Annotated in this window: 16 protein-coding genes and 1 pseudogene; 14 read left to right on the plus strand and 3 right to left on the minus strand. The window is 44.3% G+C overall.

The genetic code is table 11. From position 1 onward, the window contains the following. Positions 1-3: 3 nt before the first annotated feature. The 9 genes from ACEW9O_RS08860 to ACEW9O_RS08900 all read left to right on the plus strand — a co-directional run bounded on the left by ACEW9O_RS08860 (position 4) and on the right by ACEW9O_RS08900 (position 12,999). Positions 4-1,233 (plus strand): glycosyltransferase, encoded by a 1,230-nt coding sequence (locus tag ACEW9O_RS08860; RefSeq protein WP_373549792.1) that lies wholly within the window; start codon positions 4-6, stop codon positions 1,231-1,233. Between the two features lies 1 nt (position 1,234). After that, positions 1,235-2,530, plus strand: a complete 1,296-nt coding sequence (locus ACEW9O_RS08865) for a hypothetical protein (RefSeq protein WP_373549793.1) — start codon at positions 1,235-1,237, stop codon at positions 2,528-2,530. Beyond that, positions 2,527-3,855, plus strand: a complete 1,329-nt coding sequence (locus ACEW9O_RS08870; RefSeq protein WP_373549794.1) for a glycosyltransferase — start codon at positions 2,527-2,529, stop codon at positions 3,853-3,855. Before ACEW9O_RS08865 ends, ACEW9O_RS08870 begins: the two co-directional genes overlap by 4 nt. Before the next feature lie 28 nt (positions 3,856-3,883). Next, entirely contained in the window at positions 3,884-4,804 is a 921-nt protein-coding gene (locus ACEW9O_RS08875; RefSeq protein ID WP_373549795.1) for a glycosyltransferase family 2 protein, read from the plus strand. Between the two features lies 1 nt (position 4,805). After that, positions 4,806-6,704, plus strand: a complete 1,899-nt coding sequence (asnB, locus tag ACEW9O_RS08880; protein WP_373549796.1) for an asparagine synthase (glutamine-hydrolyzing) — start codon at positions 4,806-4,808, stop codon at positions 6,702-6,704. Positions 6,705-6,706: 2 nt separating this feature from the next. Continuing rightward, complete coding sequence (locus ACEW9O_RS08885; protein WP_373549797.1) at positions 6,707-7,843, plus strand: glycosyltransferase family 4 protein; 1,137 nt, start codon at positions 6,707-6,709, stop codon at positions 7,841-7,843. A 24-nt stretch (positions 7,844-7,867) separates the two neighbouring features. Then, entirely contained in the window at positions 7,868-9,076 is a 1,209-nt protein-coding gene (locus ACEW9O_RS08890; RefSeq protein ID WP_373549798.1) for a glycosyltransferase family 4 protein, read from the plus strand. Continuing rightward, complete coding sequence (locus ACEW9O_RS08895; RefSeq protein WP_373549799.1) at positions 9,073-9,813, plus strand: WecB/TagA/CpsF family glycosyltransferase; 741 nt, start codon at positions 9,073-9,075, stop codon at positions 9,811-9,813. Before ACEW9O_RS08890 ends, ACEW9O_RS08895 begins: the two co-directional genes overlap by 4 nt. Before the next feature lie 147 nt (positions 9,814-9,960). After that, a complete protein-coding gene (locus tag ACEW9O_RS08900) occupies positions 9,961-12,999 on the plus strand; it encodes a nitrous oxide reductase family maturation protein NosD (protein ID WP_373549800.1) in 3,039 nt (1,012 codons plus the stop codon). 63 nt (positions 13,000-13,062) lie between these two features. Here ACEW9O_RS08900 and ACEW9O_RS08905 read toward each other — a convergent pair whose 3' ends face one another. Continuing rightward, on the minus strand, positions 13,063-13,779 hold the full coding sequence (locus ACEW9O_RS08905; RefSeq protein WP_373549801.1) for an FkbM family methyltransferase: 717 nt from the start codon (positions 13,777-13,779) through the stop codon (positions 13,063-13,065). Positions 13,780-14,027: 248 nt separating this feature from the next. Here ACEW9O_RS08905 and ACEW9O_RS08910 point away from each other — a divergent pair, with 248 nt between their 5' ends. After that, positions 14,028-15,074, plus strand: a complete 1,047-nt coding sequence (locus tag ACEW9O_RS08910) for an IS630 family transposase (protein WP_373549802.1) — start codon at positions 14,028-14,030, stop codon at positions 15,072-15,074. On the opposite strand, the gene ACEW9O_RS08915 is transcribed toward ACEW9O_RS08910, so the two are convergent. Next, positions 15,064-16,311, minus strand: a complete 1,248-nt coding sequence (locus tag ACEW9O_RS08915) for a dynamin family protein (protein ID WP_373549803.1) — start codon at positions 16,309-16,311, stop codon at positions 15,064-15,066. The genes ACEW9O_RS08910 and ACEW9O_RS08915 overlap by 11 nt on opposite strands. A 240-nt stretch (positions 16,312-16,551) precedes the next feature. After that, positions 16,552-16,724, minus strand: a pseudogene (locus tag ACEW9O_RS08920) (tyrosine-type recombinase/integrase); the annotation flags it as partial. A gap of 46 nt (positions 16,725-16,770) precedes the next feature. Here ACEW9O_RS08920 and ACEW9O_RS08925 point away from each other — a divergent pair. The 4 genes from ACEW9O_RS08925 to ACEW9O_RS08940 all read left to right on the plus strand — a co-directional run bounded on the left by ACEW9O_RS08925 (position 16,771) and on the right by ACEW9O_RS08940 (position 22,068). Next, positions 16,771-17,298 carry a GNAT family N-acetyltransferase gene (locus tag ACEW9O_RS08925; protein ID WP_373549804.1) on the plus strand — a complete coding sequence of 176 codons (528 nt, stop codon included), beginning with the start codon at positions 16,771-16,773 and terminating at the stop codon, positions 17,296-17,298. A 63-nt stretch (positions 17,299-17,361) separates the two neighbouring features. Next, the gene (locus ACEW9O_RS08930; RefSeq protein ID WP_373549805.1) at positions 17,362-18,747 is read left to right on the plus strand and encodes a dipeptidase; all 1,386 of its coding nucleotides are present in this window, start codon (positions 17,362-17,364) and stop codon (positions 18,745-18,747) included. A 186-nt stretch (positions 18,748-18,933) separates the two neighbouring features. After that, positions 18,934-20,238, plus strand: coding sequence for an amidohydrolase (locus ACEW9O_RS08935; RefSeq protein WP_373549806.1), 1,305 nt, complete (start codon positions 18,934-18,936; stop codon positions 20,236-20,238). A 234-nt stretch (positions 20,239-20,472) separates the two neighbouring features. Beyond that, on the plus strand, positions 20,473-22,068 hold the full coding sequence (locus ACEW9O_RS08940) for an amidohydrolase family protein (RefSeq protein WP_373549807.1): 1,596 nt from the start codon (positions 20,473-20,475) through the stop codon (positions 22,066-22,068). Positions 22,069-22,226: the final 158 nt, after the last annotated feature.

Genomic DNA, 22,226 nt, shown 5'->3' on the forward strand with positions numbered 1-22,226 from the left:
TGCATGAAAAAAATTGTACAATTTCAGTACCGTTCCTCCTCTTCAGGGGATTTTGGCAGAAGACTTCACGATGAATTCATTAAGGCAGGGATAAGCTCCAGCATCGTATCGCTGTTTTCTGAAGTACCGGATAGCAGTACCCAGGTCAAATTGGGTAAAAAACAAGCATTGGTTTCGGCCTTGAGTTACAAATTGAATGAACATTTGGCGCGCAAGACCAATAAAGATTTTGGCTTGTTTTCTTATTCCTCATTCGGGTCAAATGTTACCCAGTTGGAACAGGTCAAACAAGCCGATGCCATTTACCTTCATTGGGTACATCATGGTTTTTTGAGCCTCATCAACATTGAACAATTGGCAAAATTGGGAAAGCCGATCATTGTCATCCTGCACGACATGTGCTACCTTACTGGAGGTTGTCATTATAGCTTTGATTGTGAAAAGTATAAAACAAAGTGCCACAATTGCCAATGTTTTCCTGATTCAACAGAAAGGGATCTTTCGACCAGAGGGTTCGAAAAAAAATTAAAACTCTATTCCAAATACGACAATTTATTCTTCGTTTCCCCCAGCAAGTGGCTTTACGACTGTGCCAGCCAATCGGCTTTGACCCGCGACAAACCCTTGTTTCATATCCCGAATGTACTTGATCGAAAAGTATTTAAGCCTTTTAGCAAAAAACTGGCCAGGGAAATCCTGAATATTGACCCGGAAGAGCAAGTTATTTTATTTGGAGCGGCTCATGTGCAAAGCCCTTACAAAGGCTGGGAATATTTACAAGCGGCTTTAAACCTATTTCACCAACGAGGGCAGACTGAAAAAACCTCAGTCCTGATATTTGGTTCGGGTGATGATCCCAAAATTTCGGAAGCCATTCCATTTCCAACCCGATTCATGGGACAACTGAAGGACGAATATACTCTGGCACTATTGTACAACGCAGCGGATGTATTCATCGCGCCTTCGCTGGCCGACAACCTGCCTTATACCATTTTTGAATCGCTGGCTTGTGGGACCCCAGTGGTTGCTTTTAACACCGGCGGAATCCCTGATTTGATTCAGCATGGGATCAATGGCTACCTGGCTACTTACAAGGATGCGGAAGACCTCAGTAGAGGGATTCATTATTGTTTAACCCATGATTTGGAAGCACGTCCACCGATTGAAATGGACAATTGGCTAAGCATAAATAAACACCTGGAGTTATTAGATGCGGTAAAAACCACACTTTAACATGGACGTTGGCAAAAACAACCCGACACTCTTGTTGATTGGCGATGCTGCTTACTTCAAGCACCTCAGCCTTCCGCGAAAAGACCAGCTGCTGCTCGATCTGTTTTGGCTGGGGTTTATGCTGTATACAATCGGGTATGCCGTTGCTCAAACAACCTATGTGAACTGGATCGTTTGCCAGGCTTTCCAGAGCCTGGGCTTGGCGCTGTTCTGGGCGGGGCTTTTTCCTCAACTGCGGTTTGCATTTGACAACTTTTACCTCAGGGTTCTTTTTGTCCTCTATTTTGTTTGGTTGATGGGGGTAATTGCCCGGGGGATCACTTTTGACTACGATCTGATTAAAGGGATGCTTTTTGACGCCTGGTTTGGCGTTTTCCTGTATTTCACCCCGTTGCTTTTGTTGTTTCCCAAAAATCTATTTTTTTACAAAAGACTCTTTGACGTCATTTTGCTCTTGGGGCTGGTTTTTTTAGGCTTGAGTGCCATTTTTGCCAGAGAGATCATCTTTGCGGATCGTGACAATTTGATCAGCAGAACCATCGTGGAAATTTTCACCAGGACACTTGCCATGCCTACCACTTTTATTTTGCTGACTTTTATCTACCATTCCAACAAACGGAAAATTCTTGCTTTAATCATTGTGTTGACAATCATCCTTTTGGCCATTCTAAAAGCCCGGCGCGGCCTACTTTTTATGGCGAGTGTGCCTTTAGTGTTGGCTTATTTTGTTTACCTGTATCAAAGCAAAGCCAGGGTTTTGGTGATTGGTTTTTCTTTGGTCTGCTGCGGGGCATTGTTTGTATATGGATGGAGCATTGCTCAAGAAGGTACTTTGTTCACTTATCTCAAAGACCGAGGACTTGAAGACACCAGAAGCAATGTAGAACTGTGTTTTTACCGGGACATGACCACCCAAGACTGGTTGATTGGAAAAGGACTATTGGGGGAATATTATTGCCCGGGGATTGATCCGGACAACCGTACGGGTTTTCGAAACGTCATCGAGACCGATTATTTGCAAATCATCTTAAAAGGAGGCCTGATTAGTTTTGGCCTATTGCTATTGATTGCTCTTCCGGCAGCCTTTCTGGGTATTTTTGCTTCCAAAAATCTTTTTGCAAAAGCGGCTGGGTTCTGGATTGTTTTTGCCCTGATCAACATGTATCCATCCACGGTGAACACCTTTACCCTGAATTATCTGCTGGTTTGGATTGCGGTAGGAATAGGTTATTCCAAAGCCATCCGAATGCTTCCTGATGAAGTATTGAAACTGTATTTTAACCCATCACCCTCATGACTACACCCAAAGTACTCATTCTCAATCAGCCCTTTAACACCGATACCGGGGGAGGAATCACTTTGTCCAATTTATTCACCGGTTGGGACAGCCGTAAATTGGCGGTTGCTTGCAGTGGCTATTTGCTCCAGGACAACATCGACACCAGCATTTGTTCTACTTATTATCAGTTGGGAGAAAAAGAGCACAAATGGGTTTTTCCTTTTAACCTCCTAAAACGGAAATACCATTCTGGACTGGTCACCTTTGATGAAAAACCCATTCAAAATTTAACCCAGCCTGTTTCCAAGCTACGGGTGCAGCTCATCACAAAAGTGTTTTATCCTTTTCTGCAATATTTAGGATTGTTTCATGCGGCTTCAAGCTTAGAATTGTCAAAAGATTTTTGTGCCTGGCTAGATGAATTCAAGCCGGATGTCATTTATGCCCAATGCTCGGATAGAGGTTCCATCGCCTTTTGTATTGCGGTGCAAGCTTACCTCCAAAAAAACATGGTCTTCCACATGATGGACGATTGGCCGACCATCATCAGCAGCGAGGGCTTGTTCAAACACTACTGGAAACGGAAAATTGACCATGAATTCAGGGCGCTCCTGGAAAGTTGCACCGTGTTCTTGAGCATTTCCGACTACATGTCGGAGGAATATCAGCAAAGGTATGGCAAAACATTTACGGCCTTTCACAATCCGATTGATGCCGATTTTTGGAAACAATACCAGCGTGCAGACTATGCGCTGAATACCCCCCCTACCCTACTGTATGCGGGCAGAACCGGATTGGGGATTCAAAACTCGCTCAAAACCATTGCAAAGACCATTCAAGCCTTGAATGAGGAACTCCAGCTTTCCATCAAATTCGTTTTACAAACCGCAGAAATTCCAGATTGGACTGCGGCTTATTCCTGTGTACAACACCGGAAATTTGTTCCCTACAAAGAGCTGCCCAGGGTATTTTCAGAAGCTGATCTGTTGATCCTGCCTTATGATTTTTCTACCATAGCTACCCAATACATCAAATATTCCATGCCAACCAAAGCTTCGGAATACATGATTAGTGGGACACCGATTGTACTTTTTGCACCTAAGGATACGGCGGCAGTAAAATACGCCGAGGAATATGGGTGGGCAGTCGTGGTGACTGAAAATAAAGAAGAGGATTTATCCAAGGCCATCAAACAACTGATCCTGGATGAAAGTGCCAGAAAAAACCTGGCTCAAAACGCTCAAAAAATTGCAGCAATGCGCCACGATGTGAACAGGGTCTCCAGGGAATTTAAAGAAACGATTTGTTCGGCCATGGAAGTAAAAGAACAGTTTCAAAGCTGAGTTACTGACTTTCAATTATCCAAAAAACATGTACAAAATAACCATTGGTATTCCGACCTACAAAAGACCAGTTATGCTGGACAAACTGTTGAAAAGCATTTTTGCCTGTCACTTGGATCCCGCATTGGTCAAACAGGTTGACCTCATCATCGTTGACAATGATGTTGAAAAAACGGGAGAGCCAATCACGGCTAAGTGGAGCAAAAATGCCACCGCCCCTTTTTGCGTGCACTATTTTAACTGCCCAACCAAAGGGCTATCCAATGTCAGAAATGAAATCATTGACCAAGCATTGCGCTTAGATCCAGACTACATGGTGAGCGTAGATGACGATCAGTATGTAACATCCAATTGGTTAAATGAATTGATCTCCTCAATTGTAAACAACCGAGGAGATTTTGCGCTTGGACCAGTGATTCCAATCTTTGAAACCTTTGTTTCACCAGCCATTGCTCAATGGTTCTGGCACCAAAAAATTGAGGATCAAAAAAAGCTGAGCTATTTGGAAACTGCAAATTTGGTGATGCGCGCCCAGTTTATCAGAGATCACCACCTTAGGTTTGATACCCGCTTCAATTCCCTGGGCGCCGAAGACACTTATTTCGGGATCAGTGCTTTGAAAAAAGGAGCAAACATTTTTTGGGCAGCAAAAGCAACCGTGTATGAAACCATTCCTGCCAAAAGAGCCACCCTGCAATGGCTGATCAAACGCAGGTTTCGCGTGGCAAATACCTACACCTACATCATGCTGCTGGAAAAACGCTATGCCAGAGTGCTCAAAAAAATCCTGGTGAATGTCGCATACCTCATTGTTGGCGCTTTAGCCATGGTATTGACACCCATTGGTTTTAAATATCGATACTTCGGCGTGTTAAAAATCGCCGAGAGTTTTGGCGGATTTGCTGGTTTATTGAACATCAAATTTCACGAATATTCAACTGGACGATAACATGTGCGGAATAAACGGAATGCTTTCATTGAAGAATAAGGATGAGTTTCTTCACAATGGCTCATTTCAAACGACCCTTCGGTTAATGAACAATACCATTGCGCATCGGGGGCCCGACTCGGAAGGAATATTCGTCAAAAATGCAGTAGGCTTGGGATTTCGGAGACTAAGCATCATCGATCTCAGCACCTCGGCCAATCAGCCCATGTTGAGTGAAAACGAAGATGTTGTACTGGTCTTTAATGGAGAAATTTACAATTACATTGAGGTAAAACAAACCTTGATTGCCAAAGGATACACGTTCAGAACCGATTCGGATACCGAAGTCATTCTGAACAGTTACCTGGAATATGGTGACGACTGTGTCAACCACTTCAATGGGATGTGGGCTTTTGCCATTTATGATTTTCGCAAAAAAAGGCTGTTTTGTTCCCGCGATCGAATGGGGGTCAAACCTTTTTATTATTGCATCGTGGATCAGGTCTTGTACTTTTCCAGCGAACTGAAAGGACTACACGCAGTGCATAAGTTTGAAAATGCCAACCTCAGCAAAGTATACGAGTATTTGGCTTATGGCTATCGAAACAATGATGGGGAGACTTTTTTTGAAGACTGTTTTGAATTGCTGCCTGGCAACAACCTCATCGTTGAACAGGGTATTGTTTCACACCACAAATATTGGGTGTTAAAAGAAAATTTATTTCAACATGATCCCACCGCAAGTTTTTATGAAGAATACGTCGCCTTGTTTGAAAGTGCAGTAAAATTGAGGTACCGGAGTGATGTTCCGGTGGCTTTATTGTTAAGTGGCGGCCTCGATTCTTCCTCCATTGCCAAGGTGACCGACAATTTGATCCAAAGAGGTGAATTGAATCAAAATGAGATCCATGCATTCATTGCCTCTTTTCCAAATTATGAGGATGACGAAACCCCCGTTGCGCGGGAGTTCATCAAAACTTGCCAGCACATTCGTTTGCATGAAATGGTGATCGACACCCAAAAAACCATTGACGATTTTGAAAAAACCATTTACGCTTTAGACCACCCCGTCTTTTCTTTTAATGCCGTTGCGCACCACAACATCATGAAGGCCTGCATGGAGAGAGGCATCAAAGTTGTACTGAATGGGCAGGGAAGTGATGAAGCGTATGCGGGATACGATCGTTACATTTCCGGGGTACACCTGGTGGACCAACTTTTGTCGCGGAGTGGAAATTTTTTGAAAGAATTTTCGGCTTTAAACACCTTTAACCACTATTCAAAAAAATTCCTGCTGGGTCAAATGTTTAAGTCGGTGATCAATCAATCTTTTTCTGCCTACCTGAGAGCCAGGTTTCAGGAAAAATCCCTGGCTTATTTGAACAATGATTTTACGAAAGACCATTATCACCATTATCAACCGGCTTACCAATTTTCATTACAGGGGAATAATTTCAGCAATTACCTCTTGAAGCAGATCAATCATGAGGGGCTCAATCAAATCCTGCACTATGAAGATGTTTCTTCCATGTCGCAGTCCATTGAAATACGCTCTCCCTTTATGGATTACCGCATGATGGAGTTTGCCTTTTCCATCCCGAATGAGTTGAAATTCAAAAATGGGGTAACCAAACGGATCCAAAGGGAAACCTTCGGAACCATGCTACCGGATTCGATCACCCAAAACCGCAAAAAAATTGGCTTCAAGACCCCCTTTCTGGATTACATTTCCAGTGACCCTGCCTATAAAAGCTATGTTTCTGATCTGATCCATTCTACCCATTTTTCTACAAAAAAAATCTGGAAAGCCGATAAAATTCGGGAGGTATTTAAAAAACCTATGGAAAGCCCCAATTTTCCTTTTTGGAGGGTAATCAACCTGGAAACCTGGTCAAAGGTGTACAACATCTCAAACTTATAAGCATGAAAAAAGTTTTAATCATTCAGAAGTCATTGGTACAATACCGACAGGAGTTTTTTGAGCTGCTTAGAAAAGCCTTAGAGGAAGAAGATGTAGAACTGAATTTAATTTATGGCAAACAAAAAAACGAGGAAGGACTTAAAAATGATGAGGGGCTTAAAAATGATGAAATTGACTTGGAATGGAGCAAGTATATCCCCAATAAAACGATCAAATTAGGCCACATCAATCTCCTTTGGCAACCCTGTATCCACGCATTAAAACACCAAGATTTGGTGATCGTAGAGTCGGCCAATCGATTGATTTTGAATCACCTTTTGGTGATCAACAGGCGTTTTTCAACCTTTAAATTAGGGTTTTGGGGGCATGGCCGCAACATGCAGGATGCGCCCAAGAGCTGGGGCAACAGATTGAAATACTTGTTGGTCAAGCATTGTGATTGGTGGTTTGCCTATACCGCAGGGGTGAAAAACAGCCTGGCTGATTTAGGTTATCCCGAGCAGCAAATTACCGCGGTTCAAAACGCAATCAATACGAATTTGCTGGTGGAACAATACGCCCAAATCAGCGCTGCTGAAGCAGCCGAACTAAAAGCCGAACTCGGCATCGTAGGCAATCAGGTCGGGATATTTTGTGGCGGCATGTACCCGGAAAAACGCATCGAATTTTTATTGGCTTGTTGTATGAAAATTAAGGAGGAAATCCCCGGTTTTCACATGATTTTTATTGGCTCGGGTATTGATGCCCCCAAAGTCATTGCTGCAGCGGAGCAATTCGAGTGGATCCACTACTTAGGCCCAAAATTTGGGAAGGATCGGGTTAAATACTTCAAAATTTCCGCCCTGTTTTTGATGCCTGGCCTGGTTGGATTGGGCGTACTGGATTCCTTTGCGCTGGAAACCCCCATGGTCACTACCCAATATAAATTTCACAGCCCGGAAATCGAATACCTGGAGCAGGGCAAAAATGGGTTGATGGTTGACAATACCGTAGCTGAGTATACCCATGCAGTCGTAGACTTATTGCGGAGTGAACGGTACAAACTAATGTGGGAATATTGCAAGCACAGTGCAGAAAAATATACCGTTGAAAACATGGTTGAAAACTTTAAAACCGGGATTCTACAAGCCATTCGTTGAATTTTGTGTAAATAACCCCTAGCGATGAAAATTCTGATTATCCATACCTTTTACCGAGACAAGGGCGGCGAAGATGCTGTGATTGTTGCGGAAATGGCCTTATTAAAGGAGGCTGGACTGGAGGTTGAACTATTGAGTTTTCAAAATCCGCACCAGCCTCTGAGCGCGTTTTTGACTTTACTACTTTCGCCATTCAATGTTTTTTCTTTCATCAAAACAATCCATAAAATACGCAGCTTCCAACCGGATGTAGTGCACCTGCACAATTGGCATTTTGCCGCTTCTCCAGCTGTAGTAGTTGCTTGCCAATTTGTAAAAGTCCCCATCGTAATCTCCTTGCACAACTTCCGGCTCATTTGCCCTTCCGCGACGCTTTTTTATCGTGGAAACATTCATTTAGATAGTTTGAAGCAGCAATTTCCTTGGAAAGCGGTGAGCAAAGGGGTTTATAGAAACTCAGTCCTCCAATCTTTCTACCTGGCTTTTACTGTTTTCCTGCACAAAAAATTAAGGACCTGGCAAAAGGTCGATCGCTACCTGGTTTTTTCCGGATTTATGAAGAACATGTTTTTACAGTCTACTTTAGGGATTCCCGAAGACAAATTTGTCATCAAGGGGAATTCAATCGCTGATCTCCTCTTTGATGACCGAATCAAAAGAAAAAATCATTTTGTTTTTATCGGCCGATTGTCCGCTGAAAAAGGCCTCGATGTCCTGTTAAAGGCCTTTGCGGAAACGGGCCACGAGCTACTGATTTATGGCTATGGGCCGATGGAACAATTGGTCCAAGCGCATGCAGATATTTACCCAAACATACAATTTAAAGGCCCTTTAAGCCCGGATAGGGTGTCGGAGGAATTGAGGCGTTGTACCGCTTTGGTCTTTCCATCCACCTGTTTTGAAGGAATGCCCCTGACCATTCTCGAGGCATTTTCAACGGGTACTCCGGTTATCGCCAGCAATTTAGGCGCCATGTCAACCATGGTTGAAGACCATTACAATGGCTTACATTTTGAAGCGGGGAACAGTGTCGATTTGGCTCAAAAACTAAAGGGCTGGAAGGCATTGTCTGAAAGAGAACAAACGCAATACGCACTAAGGGCAAGAGCAACCTATGAAAAGTATTACACGCCCGCAGTCAATTTAAAAACACTTGAATCCATTTATTCGGCGGTAATTACCCCATCGCCATTGATCGATGGTGATCTGGTACTTAAAAAAAAGGAGTCATGACCTATACCCTCACCCCTTTCCTGGGATACAAGCTCTTTTCAGGGGCCCTTCAAGAGCTAGACTCGAGCGAAAAACTACTGATCGATACGATCAATCAATATTCTTACTGCATCGCTGAAAAAGATGCAGGGTTTAAACGCGCCTTATTGGATGCCGAAATCCTGCTTCCGGACGGGGTAGCCATCACGGCCTCCACGCAGTTTCTGACGGGCAAACACATCCGGAAGATTGCGGGTGCGGATGTGCACCAATACCTCTTGGATTACCTGAACCAAAAAGGAGGAAAATGCTTCTATTTGGGTTCATCTGCAGAAATTTTAAAAAAAATTCAAAGTCGCCTAACCAAAGAATATCCTTCCATCGAAGCTGGTTTTTTTTCACCCCCATTTAAAGCTTCGTTTTCAGCAGCAGACAACGAAATGATGGTAAAAATGGTGAATGCTTTTCAACCCGAAGTTTTGTTCATCGGAATGACGGCACCTAAGCAAGAAAAATGGGCGCACGAGTTTCATTCCGTCTTGGAAACAAGGCTGACCTGCTGTATTGGCGCGGTTTTTGACTTTTATGCGGGCACTGTCAATCGCCCTGGCCAGGTATGGATCAATCTGGGATTAGAATGGTTAGGACGCCTAATTAGTGAGCCCAAACGATTGTGGAAACGGTACTTATTTTACGGCCCGGTCTTCATTGGCTACATGCTAAAAGAAAAAATGAAGGGGGTTAAAACACCATTTTAGATAGTTGAAAAAAATTGAATAGTTAGTTTAACCGGAGTTAAACATACATAAATCACTGATTTTCTAAGAGTTAATAAAATGAGCTAGATACTAAAGGTCGGCCTTACTCGTTTCTGTCACGAGTAACAAAAACAAGCAAGCCGATTTATGAGACAGTTCACCCTTTCTTTTTTGCTACTGCTGTGGTGTTCATGGCAGTGTCTAGCAACTACTTATTATTTTTCTACTGCCCAAGGCAACGATTCGAGAAGCCCTTTGTTGGCCCAGAATTCAAAAACGCCCTGGCAAACCACCGCTAAATTAAATGCCTTTTTTGGAGAGCTTCAACCCGGAGATTCAATTCTGTTCAAGCGTGGAGAAGTGTTTTTTGGATCCATTCAGGCATCCAAGTCAGGATCTCCCCTGTCGCCCATTGTATTAGGGGCTTATGGCAAGGGCGAACGGCCAGTGATCAGTGGATTTACCACCGTGTCGAACTGGAAATCCGTTGGAGGAGGAATTTACGAAAGTCCTTTTTTAATCAATCAGTCAGCTGTAAATTTGGTCGTCATCAACGGGATCAATCATGCAATGGGCCGATACCCCAATGCAAATGCAGGCAATAAAGGCTACCTGAATTTTGAATCTCATGGAGCTAACTATATTGTGGATGAACAGCTTACTTCTGCCACCAATTGGGACAACGCAGAATTGGTCGTTCGAAGCACCAGGTACACGATCGACAAGGTGAAAATAAGTTCCCACTCCCAAAAACAAATCAACTTTGGGACAGAGATTCCCAATGGTTTGATGGATGGGTATGGTTATTTTATACAAAATCACTTAAAAACCTTGGATAAGTTCGGAGAGTGGTATTACAATTCTTCCACCAAAAAGCTCTATGTTTTTTTGGGCAACAGCAAGGTGTCCAGTTTTAAGGTACAAGTCGGAACGATTGATGTCTTGATTGAACCCAGAGCTAGCAACCTGGTGATTGACAATTTAACCATCAAAGGCGCCAACCAATATGGCGTATTTTGTGATTGGTCAAACCTGCAAAACTTAAAAATTGTAAACTCCCAGATTTTGTATTCTGGAATCGACGCCATTCAATTGTCCGGACGTTCCAATTTTGTACTGGAAAATTGCACCATCAACTTCTCGAATAGCAAAGCGGTTAACCTGAATTACAATAACCCGCATGCCATTGTAAAAAACAACACCATCCGCAATTCTGGAATTCATCCCGGGATGATTGTTGGTCAATCTTATGGCATCGTCAACTATGCCAAAGGTATGGTGGCGCAGAACAATACCATCATCAATACCGGGTATGTAGGAATACGTTTTTTTGGTGACTCCAACCTCATCAAAAACAATTTCATCGATACATTTTGTACCATCCTGGACGATGGCGCTGGAATTTATACCTGGACTGGGGGCAAAGACATTCCTTTTTTCAAACGAAGCATTGTCGGCAATATCGTTATCAATGGTTTAGCTGCCCCAGAAGGTACCAACGAGCTCAACTTTTTTCCAGCCGAAGGGATCTACCTGGATGACAATACGACCAATGTAGAAATTTTTGACAACACGGTTGCCAATTGTAAGAACAATGGAATATTCATTCACAATTCCAGAAGCATCCAAATTCAAAACAATTTGCTATTCAACAATGGCATTCAGCTTTTGTCCGTTCACGACCATTTGGCTGGCCCAGTTTCGGATTTAACGGTTACCGACAACCAGTTTTTTTCCAAAAAACAGGAACAAGTCGCTGCTTCTTATAAGTCTTTGGACAATGACTTCGCGAACCTTGGCAATTTTTCAGGAAATTATTATGCTCGTCCGTTTGATGATGATTTGACCATCATTTCCGAATATGACAACTACCAAGGCAACCGGAAGAAAAAATTCTACGACGTAAAAAGCCCACAAATGGTAACGGGCCAAAACCAGGAAGCGGGCGGGAGTCCGCTAAAAATAAACCCTTTCACCGTGCTATCATTGGACGAAAGTTTAAATAAATACCCCAATGGTAACTTTGAATCTAGCCCGACCAATGTATACTGTTGGTCTGCTGATGGGGCATGCCGTACTGACTGGACTTCCACCAGCGCGCTGGATCAAAAAGCAATGAAAATTTCTGGCGCAAGTTCAGGCCTGCTCTCACTTGAATTCGGTGCAATTACAAAAACCAAACAGTACCTCCTCCGCTTCAGCGCAATCGGACAAGTAGAAACCCATATCGAGGTCTCTTTGCGACAAATTAACTCCCCCTGGAAAACCTTGTCAACGATCAGAACCATCAGAATTACCCCTACAAGGTCAGAATATGAAGTGCTTTTTTCCTTTCCAGCTTCAGAAACTGCGGCATGCATCATGTTTCAAGCAGCCAGTGAGAATTTTTCCTATTGGCTGGACAATGTACAGTTGTTGGAAACCAGCGTCAGTATGACCAATCCGGATGATTATATCCGATTTGAATACAATCCATCCACGGTCAATAAAACCATACAATTGGGGGCAAACTATCTTGATCTTGAAAAAAGAGAGCATTCTGGTCAACTGGTGTTGAGGCCTTTTGAATCCATTGTTTTGTTAAAAGACCCTCAGTCTCTTTCGAGGGTAGAATCGAGAGCATCGACCGTAAACAGCAATTTTCGGACCCAGGTGAATGAATGCAAAATTGCGCTGAATTGGGGCTCAGTTGTAGATGAAAACTTAAGCCATTTTGAATTGGAAAAAAGTGAGGATGGAACCAACTTTGAGCTATTCGCAATTGTCAACAAGGAAGAATATTACGGCTTCCAAACTTTTGAGTACATCGATAGCCCACTGGTAGCGACCAATTACTACCGTTTAAAAACGGTAAATCTGGATAAAAAATTCACCTACAGCGAAGTGCTTCAAGAACGAGTTGCCTGCGATTCGGATGATTCCTGGATGATTTATCCTACGGTTTTGAGCAAAGGACAAAGCACCCTGACCATCAAAATTTACACGGATCAACCCACGGCCACTTTTACCATCGTTGATCAATTGGGTCGGGTCATTAAAACGATTGTGGAACAAACCGTTTCTGGTTGGAATAAGCTAAATTGGGAACTTCCAGCAGATGTGGCCTCTGGAAATTATTACCTTGTTCATGCGGACAGTCAACGAAAAAAGGTTCTGCCCTTTATGGTGATCACCACTAGCTATTAAATTTCGGGCTCTTATGATTGGGCATTTGCAGTCATAAGAGCCCCAATTTTATGGATGTGGAGGTTATAAAATATGTTTTTGGACAAATATTCCATCCACTTGCCGCAATTGACCGGTCGTTGAATCTGTAAACCCATTCTCCAAATTGAACAACTGATAACCCTTGTTATCGAGGTATTTAATCATTTCAAGGTAGGTCATTTCATTTTCATACAGTGGAGCAATGGACATTTCCAGTTGAATGATTTTAATTTTATGCAAAGATTCAGTTGCACCTTCCAATACATTTTTTTCATATCCCTGCGTATCAATTTTCATCATCACACTTTCTTCTTTGGCACAAAAAGTACTGAAGATCGAGTCAATTTTTTTAATTTCTATTTCCTCTGTTGCTACATATTTAGATTCTGGAGCGCTGCTGAGGTGCACGGGCAACATATTTAAAATCGAGCTACTATAAGAATTGTTGGCAATATTGATCGTGCTCGTGGTGTCTTCGTCGCCCAAAGCGTAATTGTTTACCAGCCAATTGTGGTCATTTAAAGCAGCCTTTTTCAAACCCTCAAAAGCACTTTTTACAGGTTCAAACGAGATGATTTTTTTCTGGTATCCTATCGTCCTCATCTTAAAAGCGTATTGTCCAATATTAGCGCCTACATCAAACAAGGTATCTATATTAAAATGCTCCATCATTTTCATGCGTATTGTTGAATCTTCGTCAGGGAATTTGCTGATTTGAAAGCCGTTTTTCCTGAGTATTTTTTGGATCAATTTTTTCATGTGGACTGTAAATTTAAGCATAACATTACTAAGCTTGGCGAGGCACCCATTAGTGCCTCTTTACCCACAAAGCCTAATGATAAATATAAGGTTTTTTTAGCGGTTTTTTTGAAAAATATTCAAAGAAGCCCAACAAACACGCTTAAATTCAAAATTTTGTGTATACCTCACGGAGTGAGGATTTGTGCAAAAAGGTATAAAAAAAGGGTAAGCAAAGTTAGATTTGAGTCGACCAAGAATCAAACCAGATGCTTACCCTCAACATCAGCAAAGCCGACATTGAACGTGCAAAATACGAAAGACTTCATAATCCTCTAGCATCAGTTCGCAAACGAATGGATGTATTGTACTGGACAAGCCAGGGAAATAGTCGCACAAAAGTCAGTGACATCAGCGGTGTTCACCGCAATAGTATAGTCACGTATATCAAACGCTATCATGAAGGTGGGTTGAATCAGCTACTGAGCTTTCGGTATAAAGGGCCCGAGTCACGACTTAGCGGACATCAAATGACGCTGGAGGAATATTTCAATGTACATCCTCCCCGTACTGCCAAGCAAGCTAAAGCCGCTATTAAGAACTTAACCGGAGAGACTTTAGGCATAGATGCAGTACGCGATTTTATGCACAAGTTGGGGATGAAACCCAGAAAAGCCGGGCATATTCCAGCCAAAGCCGACCCCGAGCAACAGCAGCTTTTTGTGCAAAATAAAATCAACAAACTCATCCACAAAGCTCAAAATGGGCGCTGTTATCTTTTCTTTATGGATGGGGCTCATTTTACTTTGCTGCCTTTGGTCCAAATGGTTTGGTCTGTTACTAGAATCTTTATCAAAGCTGCCCCAGGGCGTGATCGGATTAATGTCTTGGGGGCACTGGATGCCATCTCTTTACAAGTGTATTCCGTGATCAACACCACTTATGTAAACGCCGATACGGTGGTAGAACTCCTCAAATTATTGAGTGCAAAGTGCAAAAAAGGTATCCCCATTTATATCATCTTGGATAATGCTCGCTACCAACACTGCGCTTTTGTCAAGACTTGGGCTACCGCGCTGGGCATAGAGCTCGTCTTTTTGCCAGCTTACTCCCCGAATCTCAACCTCATTGAACGACTTTGGAAGTACATCAAAAAGGAAATTATCAGTAATCACTATTTTGAATCAGCTAAAATCTTTCATCAAGCTATCGTCCAAGCTATGTTCGACATTAATCATTGTCCGGTTCGTAAAGATGAGCTCAAATCTCTTTTAACATTAAACTTTCAGTCATTTGCACAAATCCTCACTCCGTGAGGTATAGTAATTTTCTACAGTTTTTTATAAATACCGCATCTAGTTCTGAAATTGAAGTAACCAAGTAGGTAATTATAGTTTCTAGTGCTTGTTTAGATTCTTCGGGAGATTTACAGTTTGCAATTAAGCAGTCAATAGTTTTAATTCTTCCTTTTAGAGAAATCGTTTTTTTTAATAAATTGCAGTCCTCTATACTGCCATGTCTATTGTTAATAAGCATGAACGACCAAGTGTCTAACGATAATTTTTCCCTCAAAACACTGCTTGCAATGTCATATAAATTCGTATCAACATCCTGCCATTGATTCCGATCTTTATCTGGCTTTCTGATGAATAAAATTATGTCGACATCTTCACCTAATGCACGAATCATTCTTTCTTCATCCCCAAGTCTAGTATCACCTAACCCAGGGATATCAATAAGTCCTAATTGGAATACATTGTTATCAGGGAATTTAGTAAATATTTCAATTTTTTTTACTGCCACATATCTATATGAAGCTATATCATCGTTTTTCTCATTATATGTATATTGAACGAATTCTTTGATTTTACTAATATTAATTTCTTCAAAATCACTAGAAATTAGGTTTTTATAATCTGCAATATTTGAGTGCAATTTTAATAAATTATTATACCAGCCTTCCTTTTTGCTACTTAAGCCTTGTATATCACCTAATGGTTTAAAGGATGTTTTCTCGAATTCACTTAGCGAAGATGGCAAATTGGATTTTCCTAAACCTTTAATATTGTCGAGATTACTATAGTACGGATATAAAACCTCATTAATAAAGTCTTTTTCATTGTAGTAATAGACTTTTGCAAATTCTTTTGATTCTGTGTGATATATTACACTTTGGGTACTTGTACAGGCTTGGCCAGACTTAGCCGGGATATGTTCATCTGTCAAGGCAGAAATGCTTTGTAAAAAAGTGCTTTTCCCTTGCCCCATTCGCCCCACTACTCCAATATTTAGCGTCTGCCTTGCAAATCTTATTTGAATATTCTCCCAATATTTTTTTTCGAAGGACAAACGTTCCACAAATTTCTCAATATCATTGTTTTGCAACTCCTTTTTAGTAATATCATCTACTATTTCCTGTTCGATTAACCAGTCCTCAAACCTCTTTAAATCACTAAGATTTATTAACGCACTGTTTATGTATTCCAAAGTTTGCTTGATAGCATCAATTGATGCACCTCTATTTGAAATAACAGCTTGAATTTTTGATTTCATCACAACAAATTTAAAGTTTTTGAATGTTATTTATAGTTTTTTTGCCTACAACTTAAGTACTACCACAAGTAACGACTAACCAAAACCCGCATTGCGTCTTTTACTTAGTCGTTACTTGCGTGTATAATTGCTTAGTCTGCATCTCATTTTCTTTTGTCTACGCGGTTTATCTACGCAGTAGAGGAACAGTCTCACCAACGAATATAGCAAACGATTATTTACCCAACAAACAATCATCCATTAAATTTTCAAATCATCAATTGGGCTTTTGATTCTATTCCAGCCTTTGTGGGTAATGTGCGTGTAGATTTCAGTCGTTTTGCTACTCTCCTGCCCAACAGTTCCTGAATATAACTCAAGTCCACTCCTTTTTCCAGCAGATGCGTTGCGAAAGAATGCTGCAGGCTATGCACCAAAGCATCAGGATTGATCATATCTTTGACTAGATAAAAAAAAGTCATGACCATCACCCACACCCCCGACTACCTCCTCCCTTCCCTTCAACGTGCCCGCATTGCCGATTTGCTCCAAATCTCCTTCCCCCAATACCCACCCCGCTCCCACTTCCGCCAAATCCCCCATTTCCGCATCCTCGCCCACGACTCCCAAGGCACCCTCCTCGGCCACATCGCCGTAGAGCACCGAATGATTCACAACGCCGGGCAGGTCCTGCGCATCTTTGGCCTGGCCGACGTCTGCATCCACCCCGACTACCAAAATAAAGGATTGGGTACCAAGCTATTGAACTTCCTGGAAACCGTCGCCCGCGAAGCCCAAATCGAGGCCCTACTTTTAATCGCCCCCGAGCCTGAATTTTACCTGAAAAATGATTTTCTTGCAGTGGAGAATGACTGCAAATGGCTGTTCCTGCAAGGCGACCAAACCCTCGGCGTATTGAACCGCAAGGTCGGAGGATTGATGGTGAAAATGCTGGGGGATAAGGGCTGGCGCGAGGGGCAGCTGGATTTGTTAGGACACATATTTTGAAAACTCAAGTATTGAGCACCCGGTCACTGAGCGAAGCCGAAGTGACCAGATAATCTTTTTCACATGCAAAAGACACAAACGTACATCCAGCAACACCAAAATCGTTTCCTCGAAGAACTCCTGGACATGTTGCGGATCGCTTCGATCAGTGCGGATCCTGCCTACAAGGATGATGTAGCGCGTACGGCCGAATTTGTAGCCGAAAAACTCCGCGCCGCCGGAGCAGATAGTGTCGAAGTGGTCCCCACCGCCGGGCACCCCATCGTGTATGGCGAAAAACTGATCGATCCCAGTAAGCCTACCGTATTGGTCTACGGCCACTACGACGTACAACCCGCCGATCCACTCGAACTCTGGACTTCCGGGCCATTTGATCCGGTGATTAAAAAAACCGATTTGCATCCCGACGGTGCCATCTATGCCCGCGGCTCCTGCGACGACAAAGGTCAGGTGTACATGCACATCAAAGCTTTTGAAGCCATGCTGGCAGCGGGTGAATTGCCTTGCAATGTGAAGTTTATGATTGAGGGGGAAGAAGAGGTTGGTTCCGTCCACCTCGGTGCCTTCCTGGAACAAAACCGCACAAAGCTAGCCTGTGATGTGATCCTGATTTCGGATACCTCCATCATCGACAACCAAACCCCTTCCATCAACGTAGGTTTGCGCGGCTTGAGTTATGTGGAAGTAGAAGTCACCGGGGCCAACCGCGACTTGCACTCCGGCGTTTACGGCGGCGCAGTAGCCAACCCAATCAACATCCTGAGCAAAATGATTGCCTCCATGCAGGATGAAAACAACCACATCACCATTCCCGGCTTTTACGAGGATGTGTTGACCGTGCCCAGCAAAGAGCGCAAAGCCATGAACGAAGCGCCCTTCAACGAAAAGCACTACATGTCCGATTTGGGCATTGGGTCGGTGCACGGGGAAGCGGGCTACACTACGCTGGAGCGCACTTCCATTCGCCCCACCCTGGATGTGAACGGTGTATGGGGCGGCTACATCGGCGAAGGTGCCAAAACGGTATTGCCTTCCAAGGCTTTTGCCAAAATCAGCATGCGCCTGGTGCCCAATCAGGATCCCGACAAGATCACCGACTTGTTCGCCCGGCATTTCAAAGCCATTGCGCCACCTTCGGTGCAAGTGGAAGTACGCGCCCACCAGGGCGGCTTGCCCGTAGTGACGCCTACCGACACGCCCGAATACCAGGCTGCGGCCAAGGCGATGGAACAGACCTTTGGCAAAGCGCCCATCCCCCAACGCGGCGGCGGCAGTATCCCCATTGTGGCTTTGTTTGAGTCCATTTTGGGCGTAAAATCAGTGCTCATGGGTTTTGGGCTGGACAGCGACAACATCCACTCGCCCAACGAGCATTATGGCTTGTTCAATTTTTACAAAGGCATTGAAACCATTCCGTATTTTTATCAGTATTATGCGGAATTGAAGTAGCTACCCTTAGGTGTTTCTTAGGTGTCTATGGTTTCTTAGGTGGTAAAAAAAAGCCTACGGCAAGATATTTCACCACCTAAGAAACCATAGACACCTAAGAAGATATGTTAAAGCTGTGCCGTGATTCGACTCTAAAAAAACAATCAAAATTCGGATTTCCTGTTTTTATCTTATAAATGGATTAGAATGAAAAAAACACAATTTCTATTGTGGTGCCTCATGTTTGGGTTCGCTCAAACCGTGTTACAGGCCCAAACCGTGTACGACCAAATCGACAAACAAGCCGTCGCCATGGACGCCAAAGTCATCGAATGGCGGCGCGACTTTCACCAAAATCCCGAACTCAGCAACCGGGAATTTAAAACTGCCGAAAAGGTAGCAACCCATCTGCGCAGTCTGGGACTGGAAGTACGGACGGGTGTAGCCAAAACCGGAGTCATCGGCATCCTGCGAACTGGCAAACCTGGCCCAGTAGTTGGCCTACGCGCGGATATGGACGGCTTGCCCGTCGTTGAGCGGGTAAAAATCCCCTTCGCCTCCAAAGTCAAAGGCGATTATCGGGGCGAAGAAGTAGGCGTGATGCACGCCTGCGGCCATGATACCCACGTCGCCATGCTGATGGGTGCAGCCAGCATCCTGACCGGCATTAAAAGCCAATTGGCAGGCACAGTGGTCTTCATCTTCCAACCTGCCGAAGAAGGTCCACCTCCGGGTGAAAGCGGCGGTGCCAAATTGATGGTCGAAGAAGGCCTACTGAAAGACCTCAAAATGAACATCGTTTTTGGCCAACACATCAGTTCCATCATCGAGGTAGGCAACATCAACATCCGCCCCGGTGGCCTGATGGCGGCAGCGGATCGTTATGTCATCAAAGTGAAAGGCAAACAAACCCACGGCTCGCAGCCTTGGGCGGGAGTGGACCCGGTTACGGTAGCCGCTCAAATTGTGCTGGGCCTACAAACCATCGTCAGCCGCCAAATGGAGCTGACTCGCGAAGCGGTAGTCATCAGTGTAGGCAAAATCAGCGGCGGGGTGCGCAACAACATCATCCCCGAAGAGGTAGAACTGGAAGGCACCATCCGTACCCTGGATGTAGACATGCAAACTGACCTCCACGAACGCATTCGCCGCACTGCCACCAACATCGCCGAGGCATCGGGCGCTGTTGCTGAAGTGGAAATTATCAAACACGTGCCGATCACCTTCAACAACCCCGAGTTGTTCACAAAAATGGGCCCAACTTTAAAACGGGTTTGTGGCGAAGACAATGTGGTGATTTCCCGCGCTGTGACTGGTGCCGAAGACTTCGCTTTTTTTGCCAATGAAGTGCCTTCTATGTTTTACTTCGTAGGCGGCATGCCCAAAGGCCAGGATCCCAAAACTGCACCGCCGCACCACACTCCCGATTTTTATGTGGATGAAGCGGGGATGCAATTGGGGGTGAGGCTGTTTTGTAATCTCGTGGTCGACTATACCACCAAGTTGAAATGATTGAACAACACTAGTTGAGTCAACACTACAGAATGTGCGACATAACCAAAGCGACATTTTTTTTCACAAAGAAAGCACAAAGGGGCACAGAGGACACAAAGTTAGACGTCGACGGAGCTTTCGTTTACCATTTACTCTTGTCAACGTCTAACTTTGTGTCCTCTGTGTACTCTTTTTTCCCTTTGTGATAATAAAAATGTCGCTTTGGCAAACATCATTTTAAAACCTGAAGCCATGCATAAAACCAGATACTTTTTCTTTTTCCTATTCCTTACCCTGTGCAGCGCTGCCTTCGCGCAGGTCAAAAAATCCCCCGACCGCAAAGAAGGTGACGGCCCTTACGCCCAACTCATCATCCGCGGCGTTACCCTCATCAACGGCAACGGGGCACCCCCAACTGGTCCAGTCGACGTGGTGGTGGAAAACAACATCATCAAGGAGGTCAAAAACGTGGGTTATCCTGGGGTGCCCATTGATCCCAAAAGTCGCCCACAACTCAAGCCCGGCGGCAAAGAATACAATTGCGAAGGCATGTACATGCTGCCCGGCCTGATCGACATGCACGGGCACATCGGCGGGCAAGCCCAGGGTGCCGATGCCGAGTACGTTTTCAAACTCTGGATGGGCCACGGCATCACCACCGTGCGTGACCCTGGTGCTGGCAATGGCCTCGATTGGGTATTGGAGCACAAGCGCCGCAGTGAAAAAAATGAAATCACCGCTCCTCGCCTACTGGCCTTTTCTTTCTTCGGACAAGGTGCCAAAGAGCCCATCAGCACGCCCGAACAGGCGCGTGAATGGGTGCGGCAAAACGCTCAAAAAGGCTCCGATGGCATCAAGTTTTTTGGCGCGCCACCAGAAATCATGACGGCAGCTTTGGACGAAAACAAAAAGCTTGGGTTGCGCTCGGCCTGCCACCACGCACAAATGGATGTGGCCCGTTGGAACGTGCTCAATTCTGCCCGCGCCGGCCTCACTACGATGGAGCATTGGTACGGTTTGCCGGAAGCCTTGTTTACCAACCAAACGGTGCAAAACTACCCCCTGGATTACAACTACCAAAACGAGCAAGACCGTTTTGAGCAGGCGGGCAAACTGTGGAAGCAGGCCGCAGCACCCTATTCCGAGCATTGGAAAAAAGTCATGGATGAATTGCTGGCGCTGGATTTCACCCTCGATCCCACTTTCAACATCTACGACGCCAACCGCGATCTGATGCGCGCCCGTCGGGCCGAATGGCATGAGGAATACACCCTGCCTTCGCTTTGGCGTTTTTACATGCCGAGTCGGATTTCGCATGGTTCTTACTGGCAGTCCTGGGGTACCGAACAAGAGATCAGTTGGAAAGAAAACTATCGGCTGTGGATGACCTTCGTCAACGAATACAAGAACCGCGGTGGCCGGGTAACCGCTGGTTCTGACTCGGGTTTCATTTACCAGCTATATGGTTTTGCCTTCATCCGTGAATTGGAAATGTTGCGCGAAGCGGGTTTTCACCCCCTGGAAGTGATCAAAAGTGCAACGCTCAATGGAGCGGAGGCGCTAGGCATTGCGGATAAGGTGGGCACCATCCAGGTCGGAAAACTGGCCGATATGGTGATCTTGGAAGAAAATCCCCTGCAAAACCTGCAAGTCCTGTACGGAACGGGAGCCATCAAACTGGCTGATGACAACAAGGTTGTACGGGTTGGTGGCGTGAAATACACGGTGAAAGATGGAATTGTGTACGATGCCAAACAATTGCTGGCGGATGTGCGCAAGATGGTGGCTGATTCCAAAAAGAAGGAAGATTTTGAAATTGAACAGCCAGGGACTAAGATCAAGCCTTAGAGTGAATTGCAACAAATAACAAAGCCGCCAAGCATTTCTTCTTAGCGGCTTTGTTATTTTGTAGCTAAATAAAAATAATATCTGCTCCCCTTAAATACCTACCTTTGAACACGATGATAATATTTTGCCATTGAATGAATTACTACATCACTTCGCTC

The sequence above is a fragment of the Haliscomenobacter sp. genome (assembly GCF_041740695.1).
Lineage (GTDB): Bacteria > Bacteroidota > Bacteroidia > Chitinophagales > Saprospiraceae > Haliscomenobacter.

What these genes read in the sequence shown, in the direction of transcription:
- ACEW9O_RS08930 (WP_373549805.1), top strand. Translation starts at nt 17,362, where the DNA reads ATGCAAAAGACACAAACGTACATCCAGCAACACCAAAATCGTTTCCTC.
- ACEW9O_RS08885 (WP_373549797.1), top strand. Translation starts at nt 6,707, where the DNA reads ATGAAAAAAGTTTTAATCATTCAGAAGTCATTGGTACAATACCGACAG.
- ACEW9O_RS08870 (WP_373549794.1), top strand. Translation starts at nt 2,527, where the DNA reads ATGACTACACCCAAAGTACTCATTCTCAATCAGCCCTTTAACACCGAT.
- ACEW9O_RS08865 (WP_373549793.1), top strand. Translation starts at nt 1,235, where the DNA reads ATGGACGTTGGCAAAAACAACCCGACACTCTTGTTGATTGGCGATGCT.
- ACEW9O_RS08890 (WP_373549798.1), top strand. Translation starts at nt 7,868, where the DNA reads ATGAAAATTCTGATTATCCATACCTTTTACCGAGACAAGGGCGGCGAA.
- ACEW9O_RS08860 (WP_373549792.1), top strand. Translation starts at nt 4, where the DNA reads ATGAAAAAAATTGTACAATTTCAGTACCGTTCCTCCTCTTCAGGGGAT.
- ACEW9O_RS08935 (WP_373549806.1), top strand. Translation starts at nt 18,934, where the DNA reads ATGAAAAAAACACAATTTCTATTGTGGTGCCTCATGTTTGGGTTCGCT.
- ACEW9O_RS08910 (WP_373549802.1), top strand. Translation starts at nt 14,028, where the DNA reads ATGCTTACCCTCAACATCAGCAAAGCCGACATTGAACGTGCAAAATAC.
- ACEW9O_RS08925 (WP_373549804.1), top strand. Translation starts at nt 16,771, where the DNA reads ATGACCATCACCCACACCCCCGACTACCTCCTCCCTTCCCTTCAACGT.
- ACEW9O_RS08895 (WP_373549799.1), top strand. Translation starts at nt 9,073, where the DNA reads ATGACCTATACCCTCACCCCTTTCCTGGGATACAAGCTCTTTTCAGGG.
- asnB (WP_373549796.1), top strand. Translation starts at nt 4,806, where the DNA reads ATGTGCGGAATAAACGGAATGCTTTCATTGAAGAATAAGGATGAGTTT.
- ACEW9O_RS08905 (WP_373549801.1), bottom strand. Translation starts at nt 13,779, where the DNA reads ATGAAAAAATTGATCCAAAAAATACTCAGGAAAAACGGCTTTCAAATC.
- ACEW9O_RS08900 (WP_373549800.1), top strand. Translation starts at nt 9,961, where the DNA reads ATGAGACAGTTCACCCTTTCTTTTTTGCTACTGCTGTGGTGTTCATGG.
- ACEW9O_RS08915 (WP_373549803.1), bottom strand. Translation starts at nt 16,311, where the DNA reads ATGAAATCAAAAATTCAAGCTGTTATTTCAAATAGAGGTGCATCAATT.
- ACEW9O_RS08940 (WP_373549807.1), top strand. Translation starts at nt 20,473, where the DNA reads ATGCATAAAACCAGATACTTTTTCTTTTTCCTATTCCTTACCCTGTGC.
- ACEW9O_RS08875 (WP_373549795.1), top strand. Translation starts at nt 3,884, where the DNA reads ATGTACAAAATAACCATTGGTATTCCGACCTACAAAAGACCAGTTATG.